Origin of the sequence: Stenotrophomonas oahuensis (assembly GCF_031834595.1) — a bacterium.
Classification (GTDB): domain Bacteria; phylum Pseudomonadota; class Gammaproteobacteria; order Xanthomonadales; family Xanthomonadaceae; genus Stenotrophomonas; species Stenotrophomonas oahuensis.
In genome coordinates this window covers 362,981-384,220 of record NZ_CP115541.1, presented here as the reverse complement: position 1 = coordinate 384,220, position 21,240 = coordinate 362,981, and the positions used below count along the sequence as shown (strand labels likewise).

At 66.5% G+C, this 21,240-nt stretch carries 21 protein-coding genes; 17 read left to right on the top strand and 4 right to left on the bottom strand.

Annotated elements, in window-relative coordinates; genetic code table 11:
• Nucleotides 1-49: 49 nt before the first annotated feature.
• A complete protein-coding gene (locus tag PDM29_RS01775) occupies nucleotides 50-2,113 on the bottom strand; it encodes a 3-hydroxyacyl-CoA dehydrogenase NAD-binding domain-containing protein (protein ID WP_311192191.1) in 2,064 nt (687 codons plus the stop codon).
• A 237-nt stretch (nucleotides 2,114-2,350) separates the two neighbouring features.
• Between PDM29_RS01775 and rpoE the strand changes: the two genes are divergently transcribed.
• From rpoE to recO, 9 genes are all read left to right on the top strand, one after another.
• The gene (rpoE, locus tag PDM29_RS01770; protein WP_311192190.1) at nucleotides 2,351-2,971 is read left to right on the top strand and encodes an RNA polymerase sigma factor RpoE; all 621 of its coding nucleotides are present in this window, start codon (nucleotides 2,351-2,353) and stop codon (nucleotides 2,969-2,971) included.
• Nucleotides 2,968-3,825: a sigma-E factor negative regulatory protein gene (locus PDM29_RS01765; protein WP_311192189.1), complete on the top strand. Its 858-nt coding sequence runs from the start codon at nucleotides 2,968-2,970 to the stop codon at nucleotides 3,823-3,825. Before rpoE ends, PDM29_RS01765 begins: the two co-directional genes overlap by 4 nt.
• 66 nt (nucleotides 3,826-3,891) lie before the next feature.
• Entirely contained in the window at nucleotides 3,892-5,409 is a 1,518-nt protein-coding gene (locus PDM29_RS01760) for a DegQ family serine endoprotease (protein ID WP_311192188.1), read from the top strand.
• A 170-nt stretch (nucleotides 5,410-5,579) separates the two neighbouring features.
• On the top strand, nucleotides 5,580-7,370 hold the full coding sequence (gene lepA / locus PDM29_RS01755; protein ID WP_311193863.1) for a translation elongation factor 4: 1,791 nt from the start codon (nucleotides 5,580-5,582) through the stop codon (nucleotides 7,368-7,370).
• Nucleotides 7,371-7,412: 42 nt separating this feature from the next.
• Nucleotides 7,413-8,207: a signal peptidase I gene (gene lepB / locus PDM29_RS01750; RefSeq protein ID WP_311192187.1), complete on the top strand. Its 795-nt coding sequence runs from the start codon at nucleotides 7,413-7,415 to the stop codon at nucleotides 8,205-8,207.
• 32 nt (nucleotides 8,208-8,239) lie between these two features.
• Nucleotides 8,240-8,623: a DUF4845 domain-containing protein gene (locus PDM29_RS01745; protein WP_311192186.1), complete on the top strand. Its 384-nt coding sequence runs from the start codon at nucleotides 8,240-8,242 to the stop codon at nucleotides 8,621-8,623.
• Nucleotides 8,613-9,293 carry a ribonuclease III gene (rnc, locus tag PDM29_RS01740; protein WP_311192185.1) on the top strand — a complete coding sequence of 227 codons (681 nt, stop codon included), beginning with the start codon at nucleotides 8,613-8,615 and terminating at the stop codon, nucleotides 9,291-9,293. Before PDM29_RS01745 ends, rnc begins: the two co-directional genes overlap by 11 nt.
• Nucleotides 9,290-10,186: a GTPase Era gene (gene era / locus PDM29_RS01735; protein WP_311192184.1), complete on the top strand. Its 897-nt coding sequence runs from the start codon at nucleotides 9,290-9,292 to the stop codon at nucleotides 10,184-10,186. Before rnc ends, era begins: the two co-directional genes overlap by 4 nt.
• 50 nt (nucleotides 10,187-10,236) lie before the next feature.
• Nucleotides 10,237-10,953 (top strand): DNA repair protein RecO, encoded by a 717-nt coding sequence (gene recO / locus PDM29_RS01730; RefSeq protein ID WP_311192183.1) that lies wholly within the window; start codon nucleotides 10,237-10,239, stop codon nucleotides 10,951-10,953.
• Between the two features lie 2 nt (nucleotides 10,954-10,955).
• Here recO and PDM29_RS01725 read toward each other — a convergent pair whose 3' ends face one another.
• Nucleotides 10,956-11,678: an Hpt domain-containing response regulator gene (locus PDM29_RS01725; protein ID WP_311192182.1), complete on the bottom strand. Its 723-nt coding sequence runs from the start codon at nucleotides 11,676-11,678 to the stop codon at nucleotides 10,956-10,958.
• A gap of 136 nt (nucleotides 11,679-11,814) precedes the next feature.
• Between PDM29_RS01725 and rlmD the strand changes: the two genes are divergently transcribed.
• The 8 genes from rlmD to PDM29_RS01685 all read left to right on the top strand — a co-directional run bounded on the left by rlmD (nucleotide 11,815) and on the right by PDM29_RS01685 (nucleotide 18,106).
• On the top strand, nucleotides 11,815-13,149 hold the full coding sequence (rlmD, locus tag PDM29_RS01720) for a 23S rRNA (uracil(1939)-C(5))-methyltransferase RlmD (RefSeq protein ID WP_311192181.1): 1,335 nt from the start codon (nucleotides 11,815-11,817) through the stop codon (nucleotides 13,147-13,149).
• Nucleotides 13,149-13,649 (top strand): CYTH domain-containing protein, encoded by a 501-nt coding sequence (locus PDM29_RS01715; protein WP_311192180.1) that lies wholly within the window; start codon nucleotides 13,149-13,151, stop codon nucleotides 13,647-13,649. Before rlmD ends, PDM29_RS01715 begins: the two co-directional genes overlap by 1 nt.
• Nucleotides 13,650-13,824: 175 nt before the next feature.
• The gene (gene nagZ / locus PDM29_RS01710; RefSeq protein ID WP_311192179.1) at nucleotides 13,825-14,832 is read left to right on the top strand and encodes a beta-N-acetylhexosaminidase; all 1,008 of its coding nucleotides are present in this window, start codon (nucleotides 13,825-13,827) and stop codon (nucleotides 14,830-14,832) included.
• Complete coding sequence (locus PDM29_RS01705; protein WP_125360916.1) at nucleotides 14,832-15,386, top strand: hypoxanthine-guanine phosphoribosyltransferase; 555 nt, start codon at nucleotides 14,832-14,834, stop codon at nucleotides 15,384-15,386. The genes nagZ and PDM29_RS01705 overlap by 1 nt, the downstream gene beginning before the upstream one ends.
• Nucleotides 15,386-16,132, top strand: a complete 747-nt coding sequence (locus PDM29_RS01700; RefSeq protein ID WP_311192178.1) for an S-methyl-5'-thioinosine phosphorylase — start codon at nucleotides 15,386-15,388, stop codon at nucleotides 16,130-16,132. Before PDM29_RS01705 ends, PDM29_RS01700 begins: the two co-directional genes overlap by 1 nt.
• An 88-nt stretch (nucleotides 16,133-16,220) precedes the next feature.
• Nucleotides 16,221-16,427, top strand: coding sequence for a transcription antiterminator/RNA stability regulator CspE (gene cspE, locus PDM29_RS01695; RefSeq protein WP_311192177.1), 207 nt, complete (start codon nucleotides 16,221-16,223; stop codon nucleotides 16,425-16,427).
• Nucleotides 16,428-16,487: 60 nt separating this feature from the next.
• Nucleotides 16,488-17,720: an FAD-dependent oxidoreductase gene (locus PDM29_RS01690; protein ID WP_311192176.1), complete on the top strand. Its 1,233-nt coding sequence runs from the start codon at nucleotides 16,488-16,490 to the stop codon at nucleotides 17,718-17,720.
• Nucleotides 17,721-17,848: 128 nt separating this feature from the next.
• Entirely contained in the window at nucleotides 17,849-18,106 is a 258-nt protein-coding gene (locus PDM29_RS01685) for a hypothetical protein (RefSeq protein WP_311192175.1), read from the top strand.
• A 67-nt stretch (nucleotides 18,107-18,173) separates the two neighbouring features.
• On the opposite strand, the gene pdeM is transcribed toward PDM29_RS01685, so the two are convergent.
• Together pdeM and PDM29_RS01675 are read right to left on the bottom strand one after the other, a co-directional pair.
• Entirely contained in the window at nucleotides 18,174-18,818 is a 645-nt protein-coding gene (gene pdeM / locus PDM29_RS01680) for a ligase-associated DNA damage response endonuclease PdeM (RefSeq protein WP_311192174.1), read from the bottom strand.
• Nucleotides 18,808-21,240 carry a ligase-associated DNA damage response DEXH box helicase gene (locus PDM29_RS01675; protein WP_311192173.1) on the bottom strand — a complete coding sequence of 811 codons (2,433 nt, stop codon included), beginning with the start codon at nucleotides 21,238-21,240 and terminating at the stop codon, nucleotides 18,808-18,810. The genes pdeM and PDM29_RS01675 overlap by 11 nt, the downstream gene beginning before the upstream one ends.

Below are 21,240 nucleotides of genomic sequence, written 5' to 3'. Positions count from 1 at the left end.
AGGTCGTCCGGAAAGCAGCAACGCCGCCTTGCGGCGGCGTTGATCTGCGTCACACCACTGGTTCGCGCAACACCAGCGAATCCCAACCCGGGCGCGGCGCGAAACGATCCCCGTACCGCTGCTGCAGCAGCTTCAGCCGCTCGACCAGCGCATCCGCCCCGGTGGCGCGGATGTGCTGGATCGGGCCGCCGCGGAACGGCGCGAAACCGGTGCCGAAGATCACCCCGGCGTCCAGCAGGTCAGCATCGGCCACCACGCCTTCGTGCAGGCAGGCCACGGCTTCGTTGAGCAGCGGCAGGATCAGGCGGTCTTCCAGGTCTGTGGGGGATTGGTAGTTGGCCGGCACGTCGGGCTTCTGCGCGCGACCGTTTTCCCACTTATAGATCCCCTGGCCGTCCTTCTTGCCGCGCTTGCCCGGCTCGACGGTCTGCAGCGCGGCCGGAATCTGCAGGCCCAGGAACGGAGCCAGCTCATGGCCTACGCCGGCGGCCACGTCCAGACCAACCGTGTCGAGCAGTTCGATCGGGCCCATCGGCATGCCGAACTTCACCGCCGCCTTGTCGATCACCGGGCCCGGCACGCCTTCGGCATACGCAGTGGCTGCTTCCAGCATGTACGGGAACAGCACACGGTTGACCAGGAAGCCCGGCGTACCGGCCACCGGCACCGGGAACTTGCCCAGCGCTTTGCAGAAACCGGCGAGGCGCTGCTCGGTCTGCGGGTCCATGCCGTCATGGTGGATGATTTCCACCAGCGGCATCTGCGCCACCGGGTTGAAGTAATGCAGGCCGGCGAACTGGGCCGGGCGCTGGATGTGGTCGCGCAGCTCCACCAGCGGAATTGACGACGTGTTGGTGGTCAGCAGCGCATCGGCCTTCATCTTCGGCTCCAGCGTCTGGTAAAGCGCACGCTTGGCTTCCGGGTTCTCGATGATCGCTTCAATCACCAGATCGGCCTGGGCCACGCCGTCGCCGGCAAGGTCGGCCTTCAGTCGCGCGGCCACTGCCGGGCGCTTGCTTTCATCTTTGACCTTCTTGGCAAACAGCGCCTGCGCACGTTCCATGGCCGGGTCGATGAAGCGCTGCTCGCGGTCCTGCAGGGTGACCTCGAAGCCCTTGTAGGCAGACCATGCGGCGATATCGCCGCCCATCACGCCGGCCCCGACCACGTGCACGTGGCGGATGCCGTGGTCCTTGCCGCCCAAGGCCTTCAGGCGCTCGGTCAGGAAGAAGATGCGGATCAGATTGCGCGCGGTGGGGGTGCTGGCCAGCTTCACCACGGCGCGGCGCTCCGCATCCAGACGGGTCTGGATCGGGCTGCTGCCGCTGCGTGCCCAGGTGTTGATCAGCGCGTATGGGGCCGGGTAGTGGTCCTTCTTGGCCTTGCGCGCCACCTGCTTGGCCATCTGCGGGGCCAGCAGCTTGCGCGCCAGCCAGGTATTGGTCGCCCAGGCGGTGGCGCGCTGCTTGAACGGGCGGGTGGTTCCCGACAGGCCCAGCGCGACGGCGGTATCCAGCAGCACCGCCGGGGCCACCACCTTGTCGACCAGGCCGATGTTGCGGGCCGCCGAGGCTGACAGGGTGCGGCCGGTCAGCATCAGGTCCATCGCCGCCGGCGCGCCGACGAGCTGTGGCAGGCGCGCGCTGCCGCCCCAGCCGGGGAAGATGCCCAGCTGGGTTTCTGGCAGGCCGATCCGGGTGGAAGCGTCATTGGAGGCCACGCGGTAGCGGCAGGCCAGCGCCAGCTCGGTGCCGCCGCCCAGGCAGTGGCCGTGGATGGCGGCTACGGTCGGGCAGGGCAGCTCGGATAGCTTCTGGTATACGGTCTGGCCGCGGCGGATGGCATCGTTGACCGTACCGCGGCGGTCGAACTCCTGGAATTCCTTCAGGTCCGCCCCGGCGATGAAGCCGGCCGGCTTGATCGACTGCACCACCACCGCCTTGGGCGGATCCAGCGCCAGCCGCTCCACCAGGTCGCCCAGTTCCAGCAATACGTCCTGGGACATGGCGTTGACGCTGCTGTCCTGGCGGTCAAGGCTGAGCACCACGACACCATCGTCACGGATCTGTGGGTGCCAATGCGAGAAGCGGAGCCCATCGAAGCCTGAGAGCATGGGGACGTTCCATCCGGTTGTGTATGGAGAAGGGGGCTATGATCCAGAGGTTGTTTCCTCCCCGTCAAATCCCTATAGCTGGGGTATCCGCAACGACCGTTCACGACCGTGAGCGGAAACCTTAACGGAACGGTGGTTAAAAGCTGGTACGGCATTCCTCACGGAGCGCTGAACTTTTCCCGGGATTGGCAGTCTCATTGCCCGACGTCGGTTGGGCTGACAGGAGTGCGGCCCCGCATGGCCGAGGTTGAAACACCACAGGAGCTGGATCTGGAACTGGTCCGGCGCGTGCAGCGCGGCGAGAGCGCGGCGTTCGATGTACTGGTGCGCAAGTACCAGCACCGGATTGTCGCCCTCATCGGGCGCTACATCGCCGACTGGAGTGAATGTCAGGACGTGGCCCAGGACACTTTTGTCCGCGCGTATCGCGCGATCAACAGCTTCCGAGGCGACGCCCAGTTCTATACCTGGTTGCACAGGATCGCCGTGAATACTGCCAAGAACCACCTTGCCGCCCACAACCGCCGCCCGCCCACCGATGACATCGACATCGGGGACGCCGAACAGTTCGACAGCGGTACCCGCCTGCGCGACACCGACACGCCCGAGCGTGAGCTGATGCGCCAGGAACTGGAGAACACGGTGATGAAGGCGGTCTCGTCGCTGCCGGAAGAACTGCGTTCCGCCATCACCCTGCGCGAGGTGGATGGTCTGAGCTATGAAGAAATCGCGCAGAAGATGGGGTGCCCGATCGGCACCGTGCGATCGCGGATCTTCCGCGCTCGTGAGGCGATCGACACCGAACTTCGGCCGTTGCTGGATGTTGGCAGCGCCACCCGCGAGAAGAGCCGCGTATGAACCACGAAAACCCCAATGCTGATTCCGCCGGCCATGTGCCGGACAAATTCGACGCCCACCACCGCCAGCAGCTGTCGGCGCTGATTGATGGTGAGCTCAGTGCCGACGAAGCCCGCTTCATGCTGCGCCGGCTGGAACACGACGACGCGCTGGCCGGCTGCCACGAGCGCTGGCAGCTGCTGGGCGACGTACTGCGCGGGCAGGCCTGTGCGCCGGCCCCGGTTGATTTCGCCGCCCGCGTGCAGGCCGCCGTGGCCGCTGAGCCCGCCCCGCAGCTCGCTTCCGTGCAGGCCCCGCGTCAGCGGCGCGGCCTACTCCGCTGGGGCGGCAGCGCCGCGCTGGCGGCGTCGGTGGCGGCCGTGGCCTTGTTCATGACCCGCGAGCAGCTCCCGGAGCAGACTCCGGCCGAGCCGGCCACGCCGGTGTTCGCCAGCCAGGCCGAACTGCCGCCGTCTCCGCCGGCCGCGTCGACCTCGCCCAATCGTTCAGCTGCAGTAGCCGATGCCGCTCTTGCGGTAGCCGCCGTGCCGGTTGCAGCCACGGCCGCGCGCCGGCCCAGCGCCACACGCACCCAGCAGGCGGCGCGCAGTGTCGCCGCGCGCACCACGGAACCGCAGCGCGCTATCGCCAGCCAGGCCCCGTTGGCCCCGACCGTTCCCGCCAGTGCAAGCCGCGAACTGCCGTTCGGCAATGTCAGTGGGCTGCAGGCCAAGCCGTGGCCACGTTCCACGCTGGGCGCTGAAGGTGCGCTCAATGCCAGCTTCTCCAGTCCGCAGCCACAAGCCGCGTTCTACCCGTTCGAGCCGCGTCTGCAGGAGGCCGAACCGGTCCCGCTGCCGCGTACGCAGGACTGACCCGTCCTGCGTTTCCCCTGTTCCTTTCCCCCTGCTATTGATTCCTGACTCGGAGGTTCGCGTCTGATGAGCGCCCGTACCCGCACGCAGGCCATGGCCCTGCTGGCCATGACCCTTCCCCTGATCGCCTGTGCCCAGGCCCCGCAGCCGCCTGCGGCCACCGCCGCCGCGCCGGCACCGCGTGCACCCGCCGCGCCGTTGGTGACCGGGCTGCCTGATTTCACCAACCTGGTTGAACAGGTCGGTCCGGGCGTGGTCAATATTGAAACCACCATCGTGCGCAGCAACCGTCAGGCGCGCGGGGCCGGCCCCAGCGACGAGGAAATGCCGGAGTTCTTCCGCCGCTTCTTCGGTCCGGACTTCCCGATGCCGGGGCAGGGTCCGGGCGGCGGCGATGAGGGTCCCAGCATCCGCGGCCGCGGCATGGGCTCGGGCTTCATCATTTCGCCTGACGGCTACGTGCTGACCAACCACCATGTGGTCGCCGATGCCGGAGAGGTGAAGGTCAAGCTGGGCGACCGCCGCGAGTTCACCGCCAAGGTCATCGGCAGCGACCAGCAGTACGACGTGGCCCTGCTCAAGATCGAGGGCAAGAACCTGCCGACCGTACGCGTGGGTGACTCCAATACGCTGAAGCCCGGCCAGTGGGTGGTGGCGATCGGCTCGCCGTTCGGCCTGGACAACTCGGTCACTGCGGGTGTGGTCAGCGCCGTGGGTCGCAGCACCGGTGGCCAGGATCAGCGCTACGTGCCGTTCATCCAGACTGACGTGGCGATCAACCAGGGCAATTCGGGCGGCCCGCTGCTCAATACCCGTGGTGAAGTGGTCGGCATCAACTCGCAGATCTTCTCCGCCTCGGGCGGCTACATGGGCATCAGCTTTGCCATCCCGATCGACCTGGCGATGGGCGCGGTCGAGCAGATCAAGAAGACCGGCCGGGTCAGCCGCGGCCAGCTGGGCGCCATTGTCGGTGCGATCACCGGCGACGTCGCGCAGGGCTTCAAGCTGCCCGACAGCCGCGGTGCGCTGGTCAATGAACTGGTGCCCGGCAGTGCGGCAGCCAAGGCCGGCCTGGAAGTCGGTGACGTGATCCGCTCGGTGAACGGTACCGCCGTGAACACCTTCAGCGACCTGCCGCCGTTGATCGGTGCGCTGCCGCCGGGCAGCAAGGTCCGGCTGGTGGTGCTGCGCGACGGCAAGGAGCGCGAACTGACCGCCACCCTGACCGAGCTGGCCGAAGACGCCGCCCGTGGCGAAACCGCCACCGGGGCCGAAGCCGCCAAGCCGCAGGCCGGGGCCAATGCCCTGCTGGGGCTGGAGGTCATTGACCTGACCGCAGCTCAACGCAAGAGCAATCAGCTCGACGCCGGCGAAGGCGTGAGCATCACCAAGGTCACTGGCCAGTCCGCCCGTGAGGCCGGACTTCGCCCGGGCATGGTCATCCTGCAGGTAGGGCGCACCCCGGTCGGCAGTGCGGCCGCCCTGAACAAGGCCCTGGCCGGTTACGGCAAGGGCGATGTGGTGATGCTGCTGATCCGCCTGGGCGAGAGAACGTCCTTCGTGCCGATCAAGATTGCCCCGTAACCCTTGGTACAGCGTTGTTTCCCGGGCCCGCTCAGGCGGGCCCGGTCATGTCCGGCACCTGGCAAGAGGCGTTCGGCGGCCGGGAGCGCACCGGACCGGGCCGCTCATGCGATAATGCACCGTTATCCTGACGACGCGCCGCGCCGCCGCCACCTATGTCCTCTGATTCGATGCGGAACATCCGCAACTTCTCCATCATCGCCCACGTCGACCACGGCAAGTCCACGCTGGCCGACCGCATCATCCAGCTCTGTGGCGGCCTCCAGGCCCGCGAGATGGAGGCGCAGGTGCTCGACTCCAATCCGATCGAGCGTGAGCGTGGCATCACCATCAAGGCCCAGTCGGTGTCGCTGCCGTACGTGGCCAAGGATGGGCAGACCTACCACCTGAACTTCATCGACACCCCGGGGCACGTCGACTTCTCGTATGAAGTCAGCCGCTCGCTGGCGGCCTGTGAAGGCGCGCTGCTGGTGGTCGATGCGGCCCAAGGCGTGGAAGCGCAATCGGTCGCCAACTGCTACACCGCAGTGGAGCAGGGCCTGGAAGTAGTGCCGGTGATCAACAAGATCGACCTGCCTACCGCCGACATCGACCGTGCCAAGGGCGAGATCGAAGCCGTGATCGGCATCGACGCCAGCGACGCGGTGCCGGTCAGTGCCAAGACCGGCCTGAACGTGCAGGACGTGCTGGAAGCCATCGTGCACCGCATTCCGCCGCCGCAGCCGCGCGATACCGACAAGCTGCAGGCACTGATCATCGACTCCTGGTTCGACAACTACCTGGGCGTGGTCTCGCTGGTGCGCGTGATGCAGGGGCAGATCAAGCCTGGCGACAAGCTGCAGGTGATGTCCACCGGCCGCAACCACCAGGTCGACAACGTCGGCGTGTTCACCCCCAAGCGCAAGGTGCTGCCGGCCCTGCGCGCCGGTGAGGTGGGCTGGGTGACGGCCAGCATCAAGGACGTGCATGGTGCGCCGGTCGGCGACACCCTGACCCTGGCCGGCGACCCGGCCCCGAAGCCACTGCCGGGCTTCCAGGAGATGCAGCCGCGCGTGTTCGCCGGCCTGTTCCCGGTCGATGCCGAAGACTATCCGGACCTGCGTGAGGCGCTGGACAAGCTGCGCCTGAACGACGCGGCGCTGCGCTTCGAGCCGGAAAGCTCCGAGGCCATGGGCTTCGGCTTCCGCTGCGGCTTCCTCGGCATGCTGCACATGGAAATCGTGCAGGAACGCCTGGAACGCGAGTACAACCTGGACCTGATCAGCACCGCGCCGACCGTGGTGTATGAAGTGCTCAAGACCGACGGTTCCATCGTCAACATGGACAACCCGGCCAAGCTGCCGCCGGTGAACATGGTCGAGGAAATCCGCGAGCCGATCATCCGCGCCAACGTGCTCACTCCCGAGGAGTACATCGGCAACATCATCAAGCTGTGCGAGGAAAAGCGCGGCAGCCAGATCGGCATCAACTACCTCGGCAGCCAGGTGCAGATCAGCTACGAGCTGCCGATGGCCGAGGTGGTGCTGGACTTCTTCGACAAGCTCAAGTCGGTCAGCCGTGGCTATGCCTCGCTGGACTACCACTTCGTGCGTTTCGACGCCGGCCCGTTCGTGCGGGTGGACGTGCTGATCAATGGCGACAAGGTCGATGCGTTGTCGCTGATCGTGCACCGCAGCCATGCCGACCGCCGTGGCCGTGAGCTGTGCGAAAAGATGAAGGACCTCATTCCCCGGCAGATGTTCGACGTGGCCATCCAGGCCGCGGTCGGCTCGCAGATCATCGCCCGCACCACGGTCAAGGCGATGCGCAAGAACGTGTTGGCCAAGTGCTATGGTGGCGACGTTTCGCGCAAGAAGAAGCTGCTGGAGAAGCAGAAGGAAGGCAAGAAGCGCATGAAGCAGGTGGGCCGGGTGGAGATTCCGCAGGAAGCCTTCCTCGCCGTGCTGCAGATGGACAAGTAAGCCCGCACTCCGCGCCGCCGTACCCGTTCCCAAGGACACCGCATGAAACTGTTTGAAATCCTTCTGGTCGTGCTGACCCTGTCGTCCGGCCTGATCCTGCTGGCCGACAAGCTGTACTTCGCCAAGCGCCGTGCCGCGCGTGCCGGCCTGCTGGATTCCGAACCGGTGCTGGTGGACTACTCGCGGGCGTTCTTCCCGGTGCTGGCCATCGTGCTGGTGGTGCGCAGCTTCATTGCCGAGCCGTACAAGATTCCGTCCAGCTCGATGATGCCCAACCTGCTGATCGGCGACTTCATCCTGGTCAACAAGTTCGCCTACGGCCTGCGCCTGCCGTTGAACAATGCCAAGGTGGTGCCGGTCGGTGAGCCCGCGCGCGGCGATGTGGTGGTGTTCCACTTCCCGGGTCACTCCGACACCGACCCGAACAAGGGTGAGAACTTCATCAAGCGCGTGATCGGCGTGCCGGGTGACGAGGTCGTGTTCCAGGGCGACTCCCTGGTCCTGAACGGCGAACCGGTGAAGTACGAGAACAAGGGGTTGTATGCTGGCCACCGTGGGCAGGGCGAAGGTGCCACGCTGCTGGTCGAGCAGCTACCGGGCCGTACCCATACCGTGCTGGAGACCGATTACCCCCGCGGTGAGGGCCAGTGGACCGTGCCGCCGGGCAAGTATCTGGTGATGGGCGACAACCGTGACAACAGTGACGACGGCCGCTTCTGGGGCCTGCTGCCGGAGGAAAATCTCCGCGGCAAGGCATTCCTGATCTGGCTGAACTGCTCGGGCTGGTTCTGCAAGGACGGTTTCGAACCGTCGCGGATCGGTACCGGGATCAACTGATTCATTACCTACGCGTATCTGGGGAGAACGCAATGAAGACGATGAAAACGCAGCGTGGCATGACCCTGACCTCGTTCCTGGTGGTGGCCATCGTGGTGGGCTTCGGCCTGTATGTCGCGATGAAGCTGTTCCCGATGTACCAGGAGTACTACTCGGTCAAGGCCGCGCTCAAGGGCGTGGCGCAGGAGCCGGGCGTGGCCAGCATGGAGCCCGGCAAGGTGCAGGACCTGTTCTTCCGTCGCCTGTACATCAATTACTCCGAGAACGTGAAGCCGGCCAACGTGAAGATGCAACGCGTCAACGGTGGCTGGAACATGACGGTCAACTACGAAGTGCGCCGGCCGCTGGTTGGCAATCTCGATGTGGTTGGCAAGTTCGACACCCAACAGGAACTGACACTCAGCGGTGCCCAATAACACCTTCCAACGTGGTGACCGCATCGGTCACGCTTTCAACGATCCGGGCCTGCTGCAGCAGGCCCTGACGCATCGCAGCGCCGGAACGCCGAACAACGAGCGGCTGGAGTTCCTGGGCGACAGCATCGTCAACATGATGGTGGCGCAGGCGTTGTACCAGCGCTGGCCCAAGGCGGACGAGGGTGCGCTGACCCGCGCCCGCGCCGAACTGGTGCGCGAGGGCGCGCTGGCCGTGATTGCGCGCAGCCTGGAGCTGGGCGACCGTCTGACCCTGGGGCCCGGGGAAATGAAGTCCGGCGGCCATCGTCGCGACTCGATCCTGGCCGACGCCCTGGAAGCCGTCGTCGCGGCCATTTACCTGGATGCCGGCTTTGCCGCCTGCCAGGCGGTGGTGCTGCCGTGGTTCAATACCTCAATGGAGGCCCTGCCGGCCACCGGCCGGCCCGAAAAGGACCCGAAGACCCGGCTGCAGGAATGGCTGCAGGCCCGGCAGAAGGCCCTGCCGCAGTACGAACTGGTGTCAGAGTCGGGTGACGACCACGCCAAGACCTTCCGGGTACGCTGTGGCGTAACCGAACCCGCTGTCAGCACCGAAGGCGAAGGGGCCTCGCGACGACTGGCCGAACAACAGGCGGCCGCCGCCGCCCTAGAGCAACTGGATTCCAAGTGAGCGAAGCATCCTCCCATCATTGCGGCAGCGTTGCCGTCATCGGCCGTCCCAACGTCGGCAAGTCCACCCTGACCAATGCCCTGGTCGGGGCCAAGATCAGTATTGTCTCCAACCGGCCGCAGACCACCCGTCACCGGCTGCTCGGCATCGCCAGCTACCCGGAAGGCCAGATCGTGCTGGTCGATACGCCCGGGCTGCACAAGGTCCAGAAGCGCGCCATGAACCGGGTGATGAACCGCGCCGCGCGTGGCTCTCTTGAAGGTGTGGACGCGGGCATGCTGGTCATCGAGGCCGGCCGTTGGGATGAAGAAGATACCCTGGCCTTCAACGTGCTCAGCGACGCCGGCATTCCGGTGGTGCTGGTGGTCAACAAGGTCGATCGGCTGAAGGACAAGGGCGCACTGCTGCCGTTCCTGCAGCAGATCACCGAAGGCCGCACGTTCGCCGCGGTCCATCCGATCTCGGCGCAGAAGCGCAATGGTCTGGAAGCGCTCGTTCGGGATCTGCTGAAACTGCTGCCCGAAGCCCCGCCGATGTTCGGCGAAGACGAAATCACCGACCGCAGCCAGCGCTTCCTGGCCGGCGAACTGGTGCGCGAGCAGCTCATGCGCCAGCTCGGCGAGGAACTGCCGTACGCGACCACGGTGGAAATCGAGCGCTTTGCCGAAGACGGCAAGCTTCTGCGTATCGGCGCGGTCATCTGGGTCGAGCGCGAAGGCCAGAAGGCCATTGTGATCGGCAAGGGCGGGACCCGGCTGAAGGAGATCGGTGCCAAGTCCCGCCTGCAGATGGAGCGGCTGTTCGGGGCCAAAGTGTTCCTGGAAACCTGGGTGCGCGTGCGCGAAGGCTGGTCTGACGACGAAGCCGCGCTGAAGGCATTCGGTTACGAATGATCCCCCGCACGCCGCCGACGGCGGCGTGCCCCTGCGACAGCGGCTGAGCGATGCGTATCGACGACGAACCGGCTTTCGTCCTGCACGCCCGGGCCTGGCGCGAAACCAGCCTGCTGGTGGAAGTACTGACCGAGCAGCATGGGCGGTTGGGCGTGCTGGCGCGAGGCGTCAGCAGCCCACGCAGCCAGGCCCTGCGCGCGGCCCTGCAGCCGCTGCAGTGGATCCGCCTGAGCGCCGTACAGCGCGGCGAGCTGGCGCAGCTGCGACAGGCAGAAGCGCTGGATGCCGCGCCCCGTCTGACCGGCGACGCGATGTTGGCCGGGTTCTACGTCAACGAGCTGCTGCTCCGGCTGGCCCCACGCCAGGATCCGGTGCCTGAGTTGTATGACGCTTATGGCGCGGTCCGGCAGCGTCTTGCGCGGGCCGAGTCGCTGGCCTGGACCCTGCGGCGGTTCGAGCGCGATCTGTTGGAAGCGCTGGGGTTTGGCTTTGACCTGGCCCACGGCAGTGATGGTGAGCCGATCGACCCGGCCGCCCGCTATGAACTCGACCCACTGGAAGGGCCGCGCCGCCTGCTCAGCGAGCGCGGCATCGATGCGCGGCGGGGTACCGCCACGGGTAGCGCGTTACTGGCGTTGGCGGCCGATGACGCACCCGGCGGCGAAGATCTGGCCAGCCTGCGAAGGCCGATGCGCACGGTGCTGCTGCACCACCTGGGGGGGCGGGGATTGAAATCCTGGGAGATGATCGAGGCCTTACCCCGCTGATTTCAATGCAACAACGATTCCACCGCCGCCCGGAACTGCGTCTGCGCGCCGATTGATTCGGGGGCCTGGTGCAGCTGCCGCACCGCCCGGGCCAATCGTGCCGCGCCCACAAAGCCACAGCTGGCCTGCAGCCGATGCAATTGCCCGCGCAGCGCCGGTTCGTCATGCTGCTGCACCGCCTGGGCCACGGCATCACGCACGCCAGGCAGCTCTGCCAGGAACAGTTCACGTAGCGCAATCAGATGATGACGCTGCCCGTTCAGCGCGGCCAGGGCGGTAATCTCATCCCAATCCTCGCGCTCGCCTTCGGGATCTGCTGTGGATGTCGCATTCGCCCCGGAACTGTTCGCCAGTGCGCGGCGCACCGCCTGCAGCAGCTGTTCGCCCGTGAGTGGCTTCACCAGCGTCTCGCGAAAGCCTGCGTCGCGCAGTCGTGCATGGATGCTGGTATCTGCATCGGCGGTATGGGCCAGCGCCGGAGTGTCCGGGCGGTTGCGGCGCAGCTGCTGCAGCAGCTCGCTACCATTGCCGTCCGGCAGGTTCACGTCGATCAGCCACAGGTCGTGACGAGCCGCACAGCCGCGATCCATGGCGCTGGCAAGTGAGTCAGCGGTGTCCACTTCGGCAGGAAGGGCTTCCAGCGCGGCCTTGAAAAAGCCACGACTGATGGTGTCGTCCTCGACGAGCAGCAAGCGGGGAAGGGACTCCCGGGGGGTCATCTGCATAACGGCTGCCTCCATGTCAGCTGGGGCCATATTAAACATGATGTCGCGGTGTGCAAGCTGTCTACACGCCAAGCGGCCAAACCCGGTGGCGGTATCTGCGACAATACGCACCCTTTTGCCCGCAGCCTGTTGCCACGTGGCCCGATCCCGCTCCCGCCTTGACCGTACCCCGTTCCAGACCGACATCCTAGACCTGAGCCATGATGGCCGCGGCGTGGCCCGCCGTGAAGGGGAGGGTGGCAAGGTCACCTTCATCACCGGCGCGCTGCCCGGCGAAGTCGTCCGCGCCGAGCCGACCGCCCGTAATCGTCATTTCGACGAGGCGCGCACCGTGGAGGTGCTGCAGCCCTCAGCACAACGGGTTGAGCCGCGCTGCCCGCATTTCGGCGTGTGCGCTGGCTGCGTGCTGCAGCACCTGGAAGAGTCGCAGCAGATCGTGGCCAAGCAGCGGGTGCTGATGGATAACCTGACCCGCATCGGCCATGTCGCACCCGGCACGGTGCTGCCGCCGCTGGTCGGCGACAGCTGGGGCTACCGTCGCAAGGGGCGCTTCTCGGTGCGCCGGGTGGAGAAGAAGGACAAGACCCTCGTCGGGTTCCGCGAACAGGATCCGCGCTTCGTCGCCGACCTCAGCCAGTGCCTGACCGTGATTCCCGAGGTGGGAACCAAGGTGTCGGCGCTGTCGGCGTTCATTGAGACCCTGGACGGCAAGCGCGATATCCCGCAGATCGAGTTCATTGCCGGCGATCAGGCGGTGATGCTGACCATCCGCCACATGCAGCCGCTCAGCGACAGCGATCGTACCGCCTGGATCGCGTTCGGCCAGGAACATGGATTCGCCATTTCGCTGCAGCCGGGCGGGGTGGAGTCGGTGCACCCCCTGTGGCCGGCCGAAGTGCCGCTGTCATTCAAGCTGGAACCGTGGAATGTCGAGCTGGCGTTCCGCCCGCTGGATTTCATCCAGGTCAACGCCAAGCTCAACGTGAAGATGATCCAGCTGGCGCTGGACCTGCTTGATGCCGGCCCGGACGAGCGCGTGCTGGACCTGTTCTGCGGACTCGGCAACTTCACCCTGCCGCTGGCGCGTACCGTGCGCGAGGTGGTTGGCGTGGAGGGCGAGGCCGGGCTGGTGGCGCGGGCGAAGGAGAACGCCGAGCGCAATGGCCTGCTCAACGCGCAGTTCTTCGCCGCCGACCTGACCCAGGACCAGCGCCAGGCCAGCTGGATGCGGCAGGGCTTCGACAAGCTGCTGCTTGACCCGCCGCGCTCGGGGGCGATCGAAGTGCTGCAGCAGCTGCCGCTGAAGCAGTTCAAGCGCATCGTCTACGTCAGCTGCCACCCGGGCTCGCTGGCCCGCGATGCCGGCTATCTGGTCAACGAGCAGGGCTTCACGCTGGTCAGCGCCGGGGCCATGGACATGTTCCCTCACACGGCGCATGTTGAAAGCATCGCCGTCTTCGAGCGCCGCTGATGCCCCTGGAAATCGAACGCAAGTATCGGGTGACCTCCGACGCCTGGCGCGACCAGGCGCACGAGGTGATCCCCATGGCCCAGGGCTATCTCAACGACACCGCCTCGCTCGACAGTGGGGCACAGAAGGCATCGGTCCGGGTCCGCATCCAGGGCGAGCAGGCGTTCCTCAACCTCAAGTCGCGCGAGATCGGTCACACCCGGCAGGAGTTCGACTACCCGATTCCGGTCGACGAGGCGCGCGCGCTGCTGGCGCTGTGCGTGGGCGGGCTGATCGACAAGCGCCGCCATCTGGTTCGCCATGGCGGCCTGCTGTGGGAAGTGGACGAGTTCCTGGGCGACAACGCCGGACTGGTGGTGGCCGAGGTCGAGCTGGAGCAGGCCGACCAGGCCATCGACCTGCCTGAATGGGTGGGGGCCGAGGTCACCGACGAGGTCCGTTACTACAACCTGGCCCTGGCCGCGCGCCCCTACAGTCAGTGGTCTGAAACGGAAAAGTGAGTTCAGACACCGCCTGGGCCGGCCAACGGCCGGCGCTACCAAGGCCGGACTCGCGGTAGCGCCGGCCGTTGGCCGGCCCAGGCGGTGCCGGTTTCGCCCGCGTTTCCGCCATGACCCGGGTTCTGCGACAATGCCGCAGTGCGCCATCAAGGTGCCCCGTTTCGGAGAACCATCCATGCTCGTGATCGGCGTTGCCGGGACCGAACTTACCGCCCAGGAACGCGATTGGCTGCAGCACGACGCCGTGGCTGGCGTCATTCTGTTCAAGCGCAACTTCGCCTCGCGCCAGCAGGTGGCTGAACTGTCGGCCGCCCTGCGCGCCGCCGCGCCGCGTCCGCTGTTGATCTGCGTGGACCAGGAAGGGGGCCGCGTGCAGCGCTTCCGCGAAGGCTATTCGGCGCTGCCGCCCCTTCAGGGATTCGATGCGCTGTACGCGCAGGACCCGGAGGCCGCGCTGGCCTTGGCCGAGCAACACGCCTGGCTGATGGCCAGCGAAGTACGCGCCAGCGGCGTGGACCTGAGCTTTGCCCCGGTGGTCGACCTCGGCCGCGGCAACCGCGCCATCGGCGATCGCGCCTTCAGCGCCGACCCGCAGGTGGTTGCCGCCTTTACCCGCGCCTACGTGCGCGGCATGCACAGCGTCGGCATGGCGGCCACTCTCAAGCATTTCCCGGGCCACGGCACCGTGCTCGAAGACACCCACGTCGACAACGCCAGTGATCCGCGTTCGCTGGATGAGCTGCATGCGCTGGACCTGATCCCCTTTGCTGCCGGCATCGACGCCGGGGCCGACGCGGTGATGATGGCGCACGTGGTCTACCCGCAGGTGGCCCCCGAACCGGCCGGCTACTCACCGCGCTGGATCCAGCAGATCCTGCGCGAGCAGATGGGTTTCCGTGGCGTGGTGTTTTCCGACGACATCGGCATGGCCGCGTCGTTCTCGGCCGGTGGCGTTACTGCCCGCGTGCATGCGCACCTGGATGCCGGCTGCGACGTCGTGCTGGTCTGCCATCCCGAACTGGTCGACGACGCCCTGCAGGCCGTGCAGGGCCGTACGCTCAATACCGCCGCATTGCTCGGCCTGATCGGCCGCGGCGGCCTTGGCTGGGATGGCCTGCTGGCCGATGCCCGCCATGGCAGCACCCAATCCCGTTTGCTTGAATCCCTTGGAAGAACCGTCTGATGCCCAACCTCACCATTTCCCAGGCGCTGGCCCAGGCCGACCTGCTGGTTGACCGCCCCACCATCGACAAGGCCATCGGCTCCATCGCCGACGCCATTGCGGCCGACTACAAGGGCGAGGTGCCGCTGTTCCTGTCGATCATGCACGGTGCGCTGCCGTTCGCCGGCCAGCTGGCGCTGGAGCTTGGCGCGCGTGGCCAGGACGTGCAGTTCGATTACCTGCACGCCACCCGTTATCGCGGCGAAACCACCGGCGGCGAGCTGGTCTGGAAGCACAAGCCGGCCACCTCGCTGTTCGGCCGCCGCGTGCTGCTGGTCGACGACATCCTTGATGAAGGCTTCACCCTGCAGGGCGTGCGCACCTGGTGCCTGGAGCAGGGTGCCACCGACGTGCGCATCGCCGCGCTGACGGTCAAGAAGCACGACCGCGCGCTGCCGGACGTCAAGGCCGACTACGCCGGTGTCGAACTGCCGGACCGCTATGTGTTCGGGTTTGGCATGGACGTGAACGAGGCACTGCGTTGCGTGCCGGCCATCTACGCGATGAAGGAATGATGGAAGCCATTTCACTGGCCGTCATTGGCGGCACCGGCGTCTACAAGCTGGCCCAGCTTGATGATGTCACCAGCCACACCGTGGAGACCCGCTACGGCACCCCGTCCGGTCCGATCCGGGTTGGCACGCTGCTGGGCCAACGCGTGGCGTTTCTGGCCCGCCACGGCGAAGGGCATTCACTGCCGCCGCACAAGATCAACTACCGCGCCAATCTTGCTGCGTTGCAGCAGATTGGTGCGAAACGCGTGCTGGCACTCAATACGGTCGGTGGCATCACCGAGCACTTCGGTCCGCGCGTGCTGGCCTGCCCGGATCAGTTGATCGATTACACCTGGGGGCGTATCTCCACGCTGAGCGAAGAACCGGGCAGCGAAGTGCTGCATGTCGACTTCGGCCACCCTTACACCCCGCTGCTGCGCAGCAAGGTGCTGGCGGCTGCCAAGGTCACCGGCGTACGCCTGCATGACGGCGGCTGCTATGGCGCAACCCAGGGGCCCCGGCTGGAAACCAATGCGGAGATCGCGCGCATGCGCCGCGATGGCTGCGACCTGGTCGGCATGACCGGTATGCCCGAAGCGGGCCTGGCCCGCGAGCTGGGGCTGGACTACGCCTGCCTGGCGATCGTGGCCAACTGGGCGGCCGGTTGCGGCACCGGGGAAGAGATCACGATGGCCGAAGTACTGGCCAATGTGGACGCGGCATCGGCCGGATTGCCGGAATTGGTTGGCGAATTGGCACGCGGGTGATTGTCATTGCGTAACAAGCTTTGCATACTCCGCGAGTGCGCTGGTTGAGCGTACACCACCCATTCATTGAAGAAGGTCTCGCACTACCATGCCGAACGGTACCGTCAAGTGGTTCAACGACGCCAAGGGATTTGGCTTTATTTCTCCGGAAGACGGCAGCGCCGACGTTTTCGCGCACTTCTCCGCCATCAATTCGAAGGGCTTCCGCAGCCTGCAGGAAGGCCAGCGCGTTTCGTACGAAGTGTCGCAGGGCCCGAAGGGTGCCCAGGCCTCGAACATCACGCCGGTTGAGTAATTCACTCGCCCGTGCGTTGAGGACCCCGCTTCGGCGGGGTTTTTTTTGACAGGATGTCCCATGCAGCAACGCAGCATCGCCATCATCGGCTACGGCACCGCAGGCCAGACGCTTTCGGTCCTTCTTTCACGCGACCATCACCAGGTTCACGTCTTCGAACGCGCGCCGTCCCCGGGCCCGGTCGGGGCGGGCTTCCTGTTGCAGCCCAGCGGCCTGGATGTGTTGTGGCAGATGGACCTGCTGCCGCAGGTGCTGCAGCACGGTGCCGCGGTGCGCCGGCTTTACGGCGAAACCCCCTGTGGCCGCGCGGTGATGGACATGCGCTACGCCGGGCTGCATCCACACCTGCATGGCATCGGCATGCAGCGCGGCGCGCTGTTCTCGCTGCTGGCGCAGGCATGGGAGTTTCCGCAGAACCTGCAGGCCGGCACCACCATTGTGGAAGTGGACTCCGAGCGCGGCCGTCTGCGCGACGCCCAGGGGCACTGGCACGGCCCCTACGATCTGGTGATCGCGGCCGATGGTGCGGCGTCCACGCTGCGCGCTTCGGTACAGGGCACGCAACTGGACCGCGAGTATCCGTGGGGCGCGCTGTGGTGTCTGCTGCCGTGCGACGAATGGCCACATCTGGATGAGCTGCGCCAGCGCTATGTCGCCGCGCGCAAGATGATCGGCATGCTGCCCGTGGGCACCCGGCCTGGCGATGACACGCCACGGCTCAGTTTCTTCTGGAGCCTTCCGCGCAGTCAGTTCGCGCAATGGGAGCAGGACGGCCTGCCGCGCTGGCTGGAGGAGATCGCCGCGCTGTGGCCGCAGGCACATATGCGCCTGTGTGCACTTACCGATGCCGGCCAGCTGGCGCGCGCCGGCTACCGCGACGCGGTGATGCACCGCTGGCATCACCAGCGACTGGTACTGGCCGGCGACGCCGCGCATGCGATGAGCCCGCAGTTGGGGCAGGGGGTGAACATGGCGCTGCTGGACGCGGTTGCGCTGCGTGATGCGCTTCGCGCACACACCGACCGTGACGCCGCGCTGCTGGCCTACCAGGCCCGACGCAAGGCGCACGTGGCGATCTACCAGTTCTGGAGCCGCTGGCTGACACCGCTCTTCCAGTCTGATCGCGACACCGTTGCACAGGCGCGCGATGTGCTGTTCGGGCCGATGGGCCGTCTGCCGGGTGGGCGCGGTCACATGCTGCGCGTGCTGAGTGGCACGCAGCATGGCTGGTGGGGCAAGTGGGCGTTGTCGCCCGGATTTATTGATGCGATGTCGCCACGATCGGCCGACTGAACACGCGCGTGGAATATCTTCATGCGTGATCGTCATGGTGCGTGTGAAGAAGTCACAGGAGAGGTTTGACAGTGAACTCACTGTCAATATGGGACAAATGCGTCACTGCATCCCCCAAGGAGTGAGACATGTTGTTCCCGGCTGACGTGCTCGACAGTGAAATCCGCAAACTGCGCGGTCTGCTGCAGATGCTGCACGAAGATCAGCCCGACGTGATGGAAGACGTATTTGAGTTTCATGTCACCAGCCTGATCACGCATGCGGCGGCCGAACATCACCGTCGCATCCGCAGCGCGGCCCAGGCCATGCTGGACGACATCCGCAGTCGCCCGGTGGAGCAGAATCCAGATGCGCCGGAGATTCTGTTGATGCCGTCAGCCGCCTGACCCGTAGTGACACGCCATGCGTGTCATCGGGGTACCCGGACATTGCGATGACACGCATGGCGTGTCACTACACAACTGGCAGCGCGATGGCGTCATTCTCCACGCAGGCCACCAATCGCTCGCCGGCCTGAAGCACCGGCGCGATGCCCGCGGTGAACTGCGAGAACGCCGGCAGCACGGACAATCGCTCGCGCAGCCAGAACGCAGGCCAGCGCCTCTGCATCCCCGGCAATTTCGCCAACGGGTGCAGATGCCCGCATAGCACGTGCAGTGATGGATGCGCCTGCGGATCATGCCGCAGCAGGAACGGGCCGTCACACACCTGCGCACCCAGCAGCTCCATGCCGAGGTCTGCCTTCGGCAGCACGCGATCGTGGTTCCCCGCCAGCGCGCCTATGCGCAGTCCCGCGTGCTGCTCCCGCCACGCCTGCCACTGCCGGTACCAGGCCGCACGATGTGCGGGCCCATGCAGCACATCGCCCAGGATGTACAGCGTTCCGACCGCGCGTCCGCTCACCAGTTGCGTGAGCCGGGCGATGTCCTGCCCCGTGCCTCCTACCGGCAAGCTGATGCCGGCACGCCGGAACACGTCCGCCTTGCCCAGATGCAGGTCGGCAATCATCAACACCTCGCGTGCGGGCCAGTACAGGGCGCGTTCGCCGAGCAGTTGCATCGACTCGCCTGCCAGTGTCACTTCCACCTTAGTGCCCATGACGTGTCTCCAGTTGCGCTGCCGCGCGCCGTACGCGCGTCTTCCAGTCTTCGTTGCTGACCTGCCCGCGCAGGCGCTCGGCCCACAACGGGAACGACAGCGGCCCCAGCGTAGCCGGCTGCTGCAGGTCCAGCGTACGCTCCTGGCAGCGCCGCAGCGCATGTGCCAGCGAGGCGATATCCAGCTGGGTCACCAGCACCTCGCGTTCCGCCAGTCCCAGCAGAATGTGACCCGGGTCGTGCTCGCGCAGCACGTCGTACAACAGCCCGGCCGAGGCCTGCAGCTGGCGCAGGCTGCGCGGCGTGCGCCCCGGCAGTGCGGGAATCAGCAGGCCGGACACCCGCGCGATGTCGCGGAACTGGCGGCGCGCCAGTTCGCCCAGATTGACACTGGTATGCAGGTTCTCCAGCAGCCCGTCTGCTTCCAGCAGACGGTCCAGCAGCGGCGCGTCCACGGTCACCGGTACCGCCGGGGCGAGCACAAAACCGTGGTCGGTGGCAGCGAAGCCGAAGGTGTTGGCCTGCTCGCGGGTCAAGCGCAGTGCCATCAGCGCGGCCATGCCTTCATTGACCTGCCGACCTGCAAAGGGATACACAAACACGAACTGCCCCTCGCGCCGCCGCACCACTTCCACCAGCAGGCGGTCAGGACCCGGCAGGGCCGATAGCCGTGCCTGCAACTGCAGCAGCGGTGCAAGCCAGCGCATCTCTGCAGTAGTGGGTGCCGCCGCCAGCACCGCTTCCATCTCCTGGCCCAATGCGGAGGACATCGGCAGGCGGCCGCCCTGCCAGCGCGGCACAATGCCGTTGCCGCTACGCGCCAGACGCACGTATGCGGTCAGCTGCTCCAGTCGCACCAGCTCCAGAAGACGGCCGCCGAACTGGAAGTGGTCGCCGGGGCGCAGCCGGCTGATGAACTGCTCTTCCACCGAACCCAGTCGTCCGCCGCGCAGGAACTGTACCTGCACGCTGCCATCGCTGGTGATGGTGCCGATGGACAGCCGATGACGGAGCGCCACGCGTCGATCGTGGACGCGATAGACCCCGTCTTCGTCGCGGACCACCTTGTGGAAATCCGGATACTGCGCCAGCGCCTGCCCGCCCTGCACGATGAAGTCCAGCACGCCGTTCCAATGGGCGTCGTCAAGCGCCGCAAACGCATGGGTACGCCGTACCTGCGCAAACAAGGCGTCGGCCTGAAAACCACCTCCCAGTGCGCAGCTCACGCAATGCTGGGCGAGCACGTCCAGCGACAACTGCAGTGGGCGTCGGGACTCGATCACGCCGTCAGCCAGCGCGCGACGCGCAGCGGCGTACTCCGCTACTTCGAGCGCATGTGACGGCACACAGACGATGTGACCGGATTCGCCGGGACGATGGCGCGCGCGGCCAGCGCGCTGCACGAGACGGGCGATGCCTTTGGGGCTGCCCACCTGCAGCACCTGGTCCACGGCGGGAAAGTCAACGCCCAGGTCCAGGCTGGAGGTGGCGACCACGCAGCGCAGCGTCCCGTCGCGCAGGCCCTGTTCCACCGTACGCCGCACCGCCGGATCCAGAGAGCCGTGGTGCAGGGCGAGGGTCTCCGGCGATTCGGGCCACACCGCCGCCAGCGCCTGATGCCACAGCTCGGCCTGCGCGCGCGTGTTGGTGAACAACAGGCTGGTGCCCGCGTCGAACAGGCGCTGCTGCACACGTTGCAGCTGGCCCAGGCCCAGGTGACCGGCCCACGGAAACCGTTCCCCCTGTGGCGGGAGCAGCGTTTCCACGGTCACCGGGCGCGGGCGGGCACCGCCAACCAGCGGTGCATGTGGCCTATCGGGCAGCAGCACCTGGCGGGCCTGTTCCAGATTGCCCAAGGTGGCCGACAGCCCCCACACCCGCAGGTTCGGCAGCGCATCGCGCAGTCGCTGCAGATTCAACTGCAGCAGCACGCCGCGCTTGTTGCCCAGCAGTTCGTGCCACTCGTCCACCACCACGCAGCGCAGCTCACGCAGGTGGTTTGCCGTGTCCGGGTAGCTGAGCAGCAGCGCCAGCGATTCCGGCGTGGTCACCAGCACATCGACCCGTCCTTCCCGCGCCAGGCGCTTGTCGCGCGCGCTGGCATCGCCGGTGCGCAGTCCCACCTGCCAATCAAGCCCAAGCTCGGCCAGCGGCTCACGCAATGCCCGCGCGGTGTCGGTGGCCAGCGCGCGCAGCGGCGTGATCCACAACACCCGCAGCACCGGCACCGGCTTGCGGCCGTTGCTCGTGATATCCATCAAACCCTGCAACAACGGCCCACCGAACATGGCCAACGTCTTGCCGCTGCCTGTGGGTGTGTGCAGCAGTCCCGACTCACCGGCCAGGTAATGCCGCCACACTGCCTGCTGGAACGGCAGGGGCTTCCATCCGCGCCGTTCGAACCAGGCGCACAACCGTGCCAT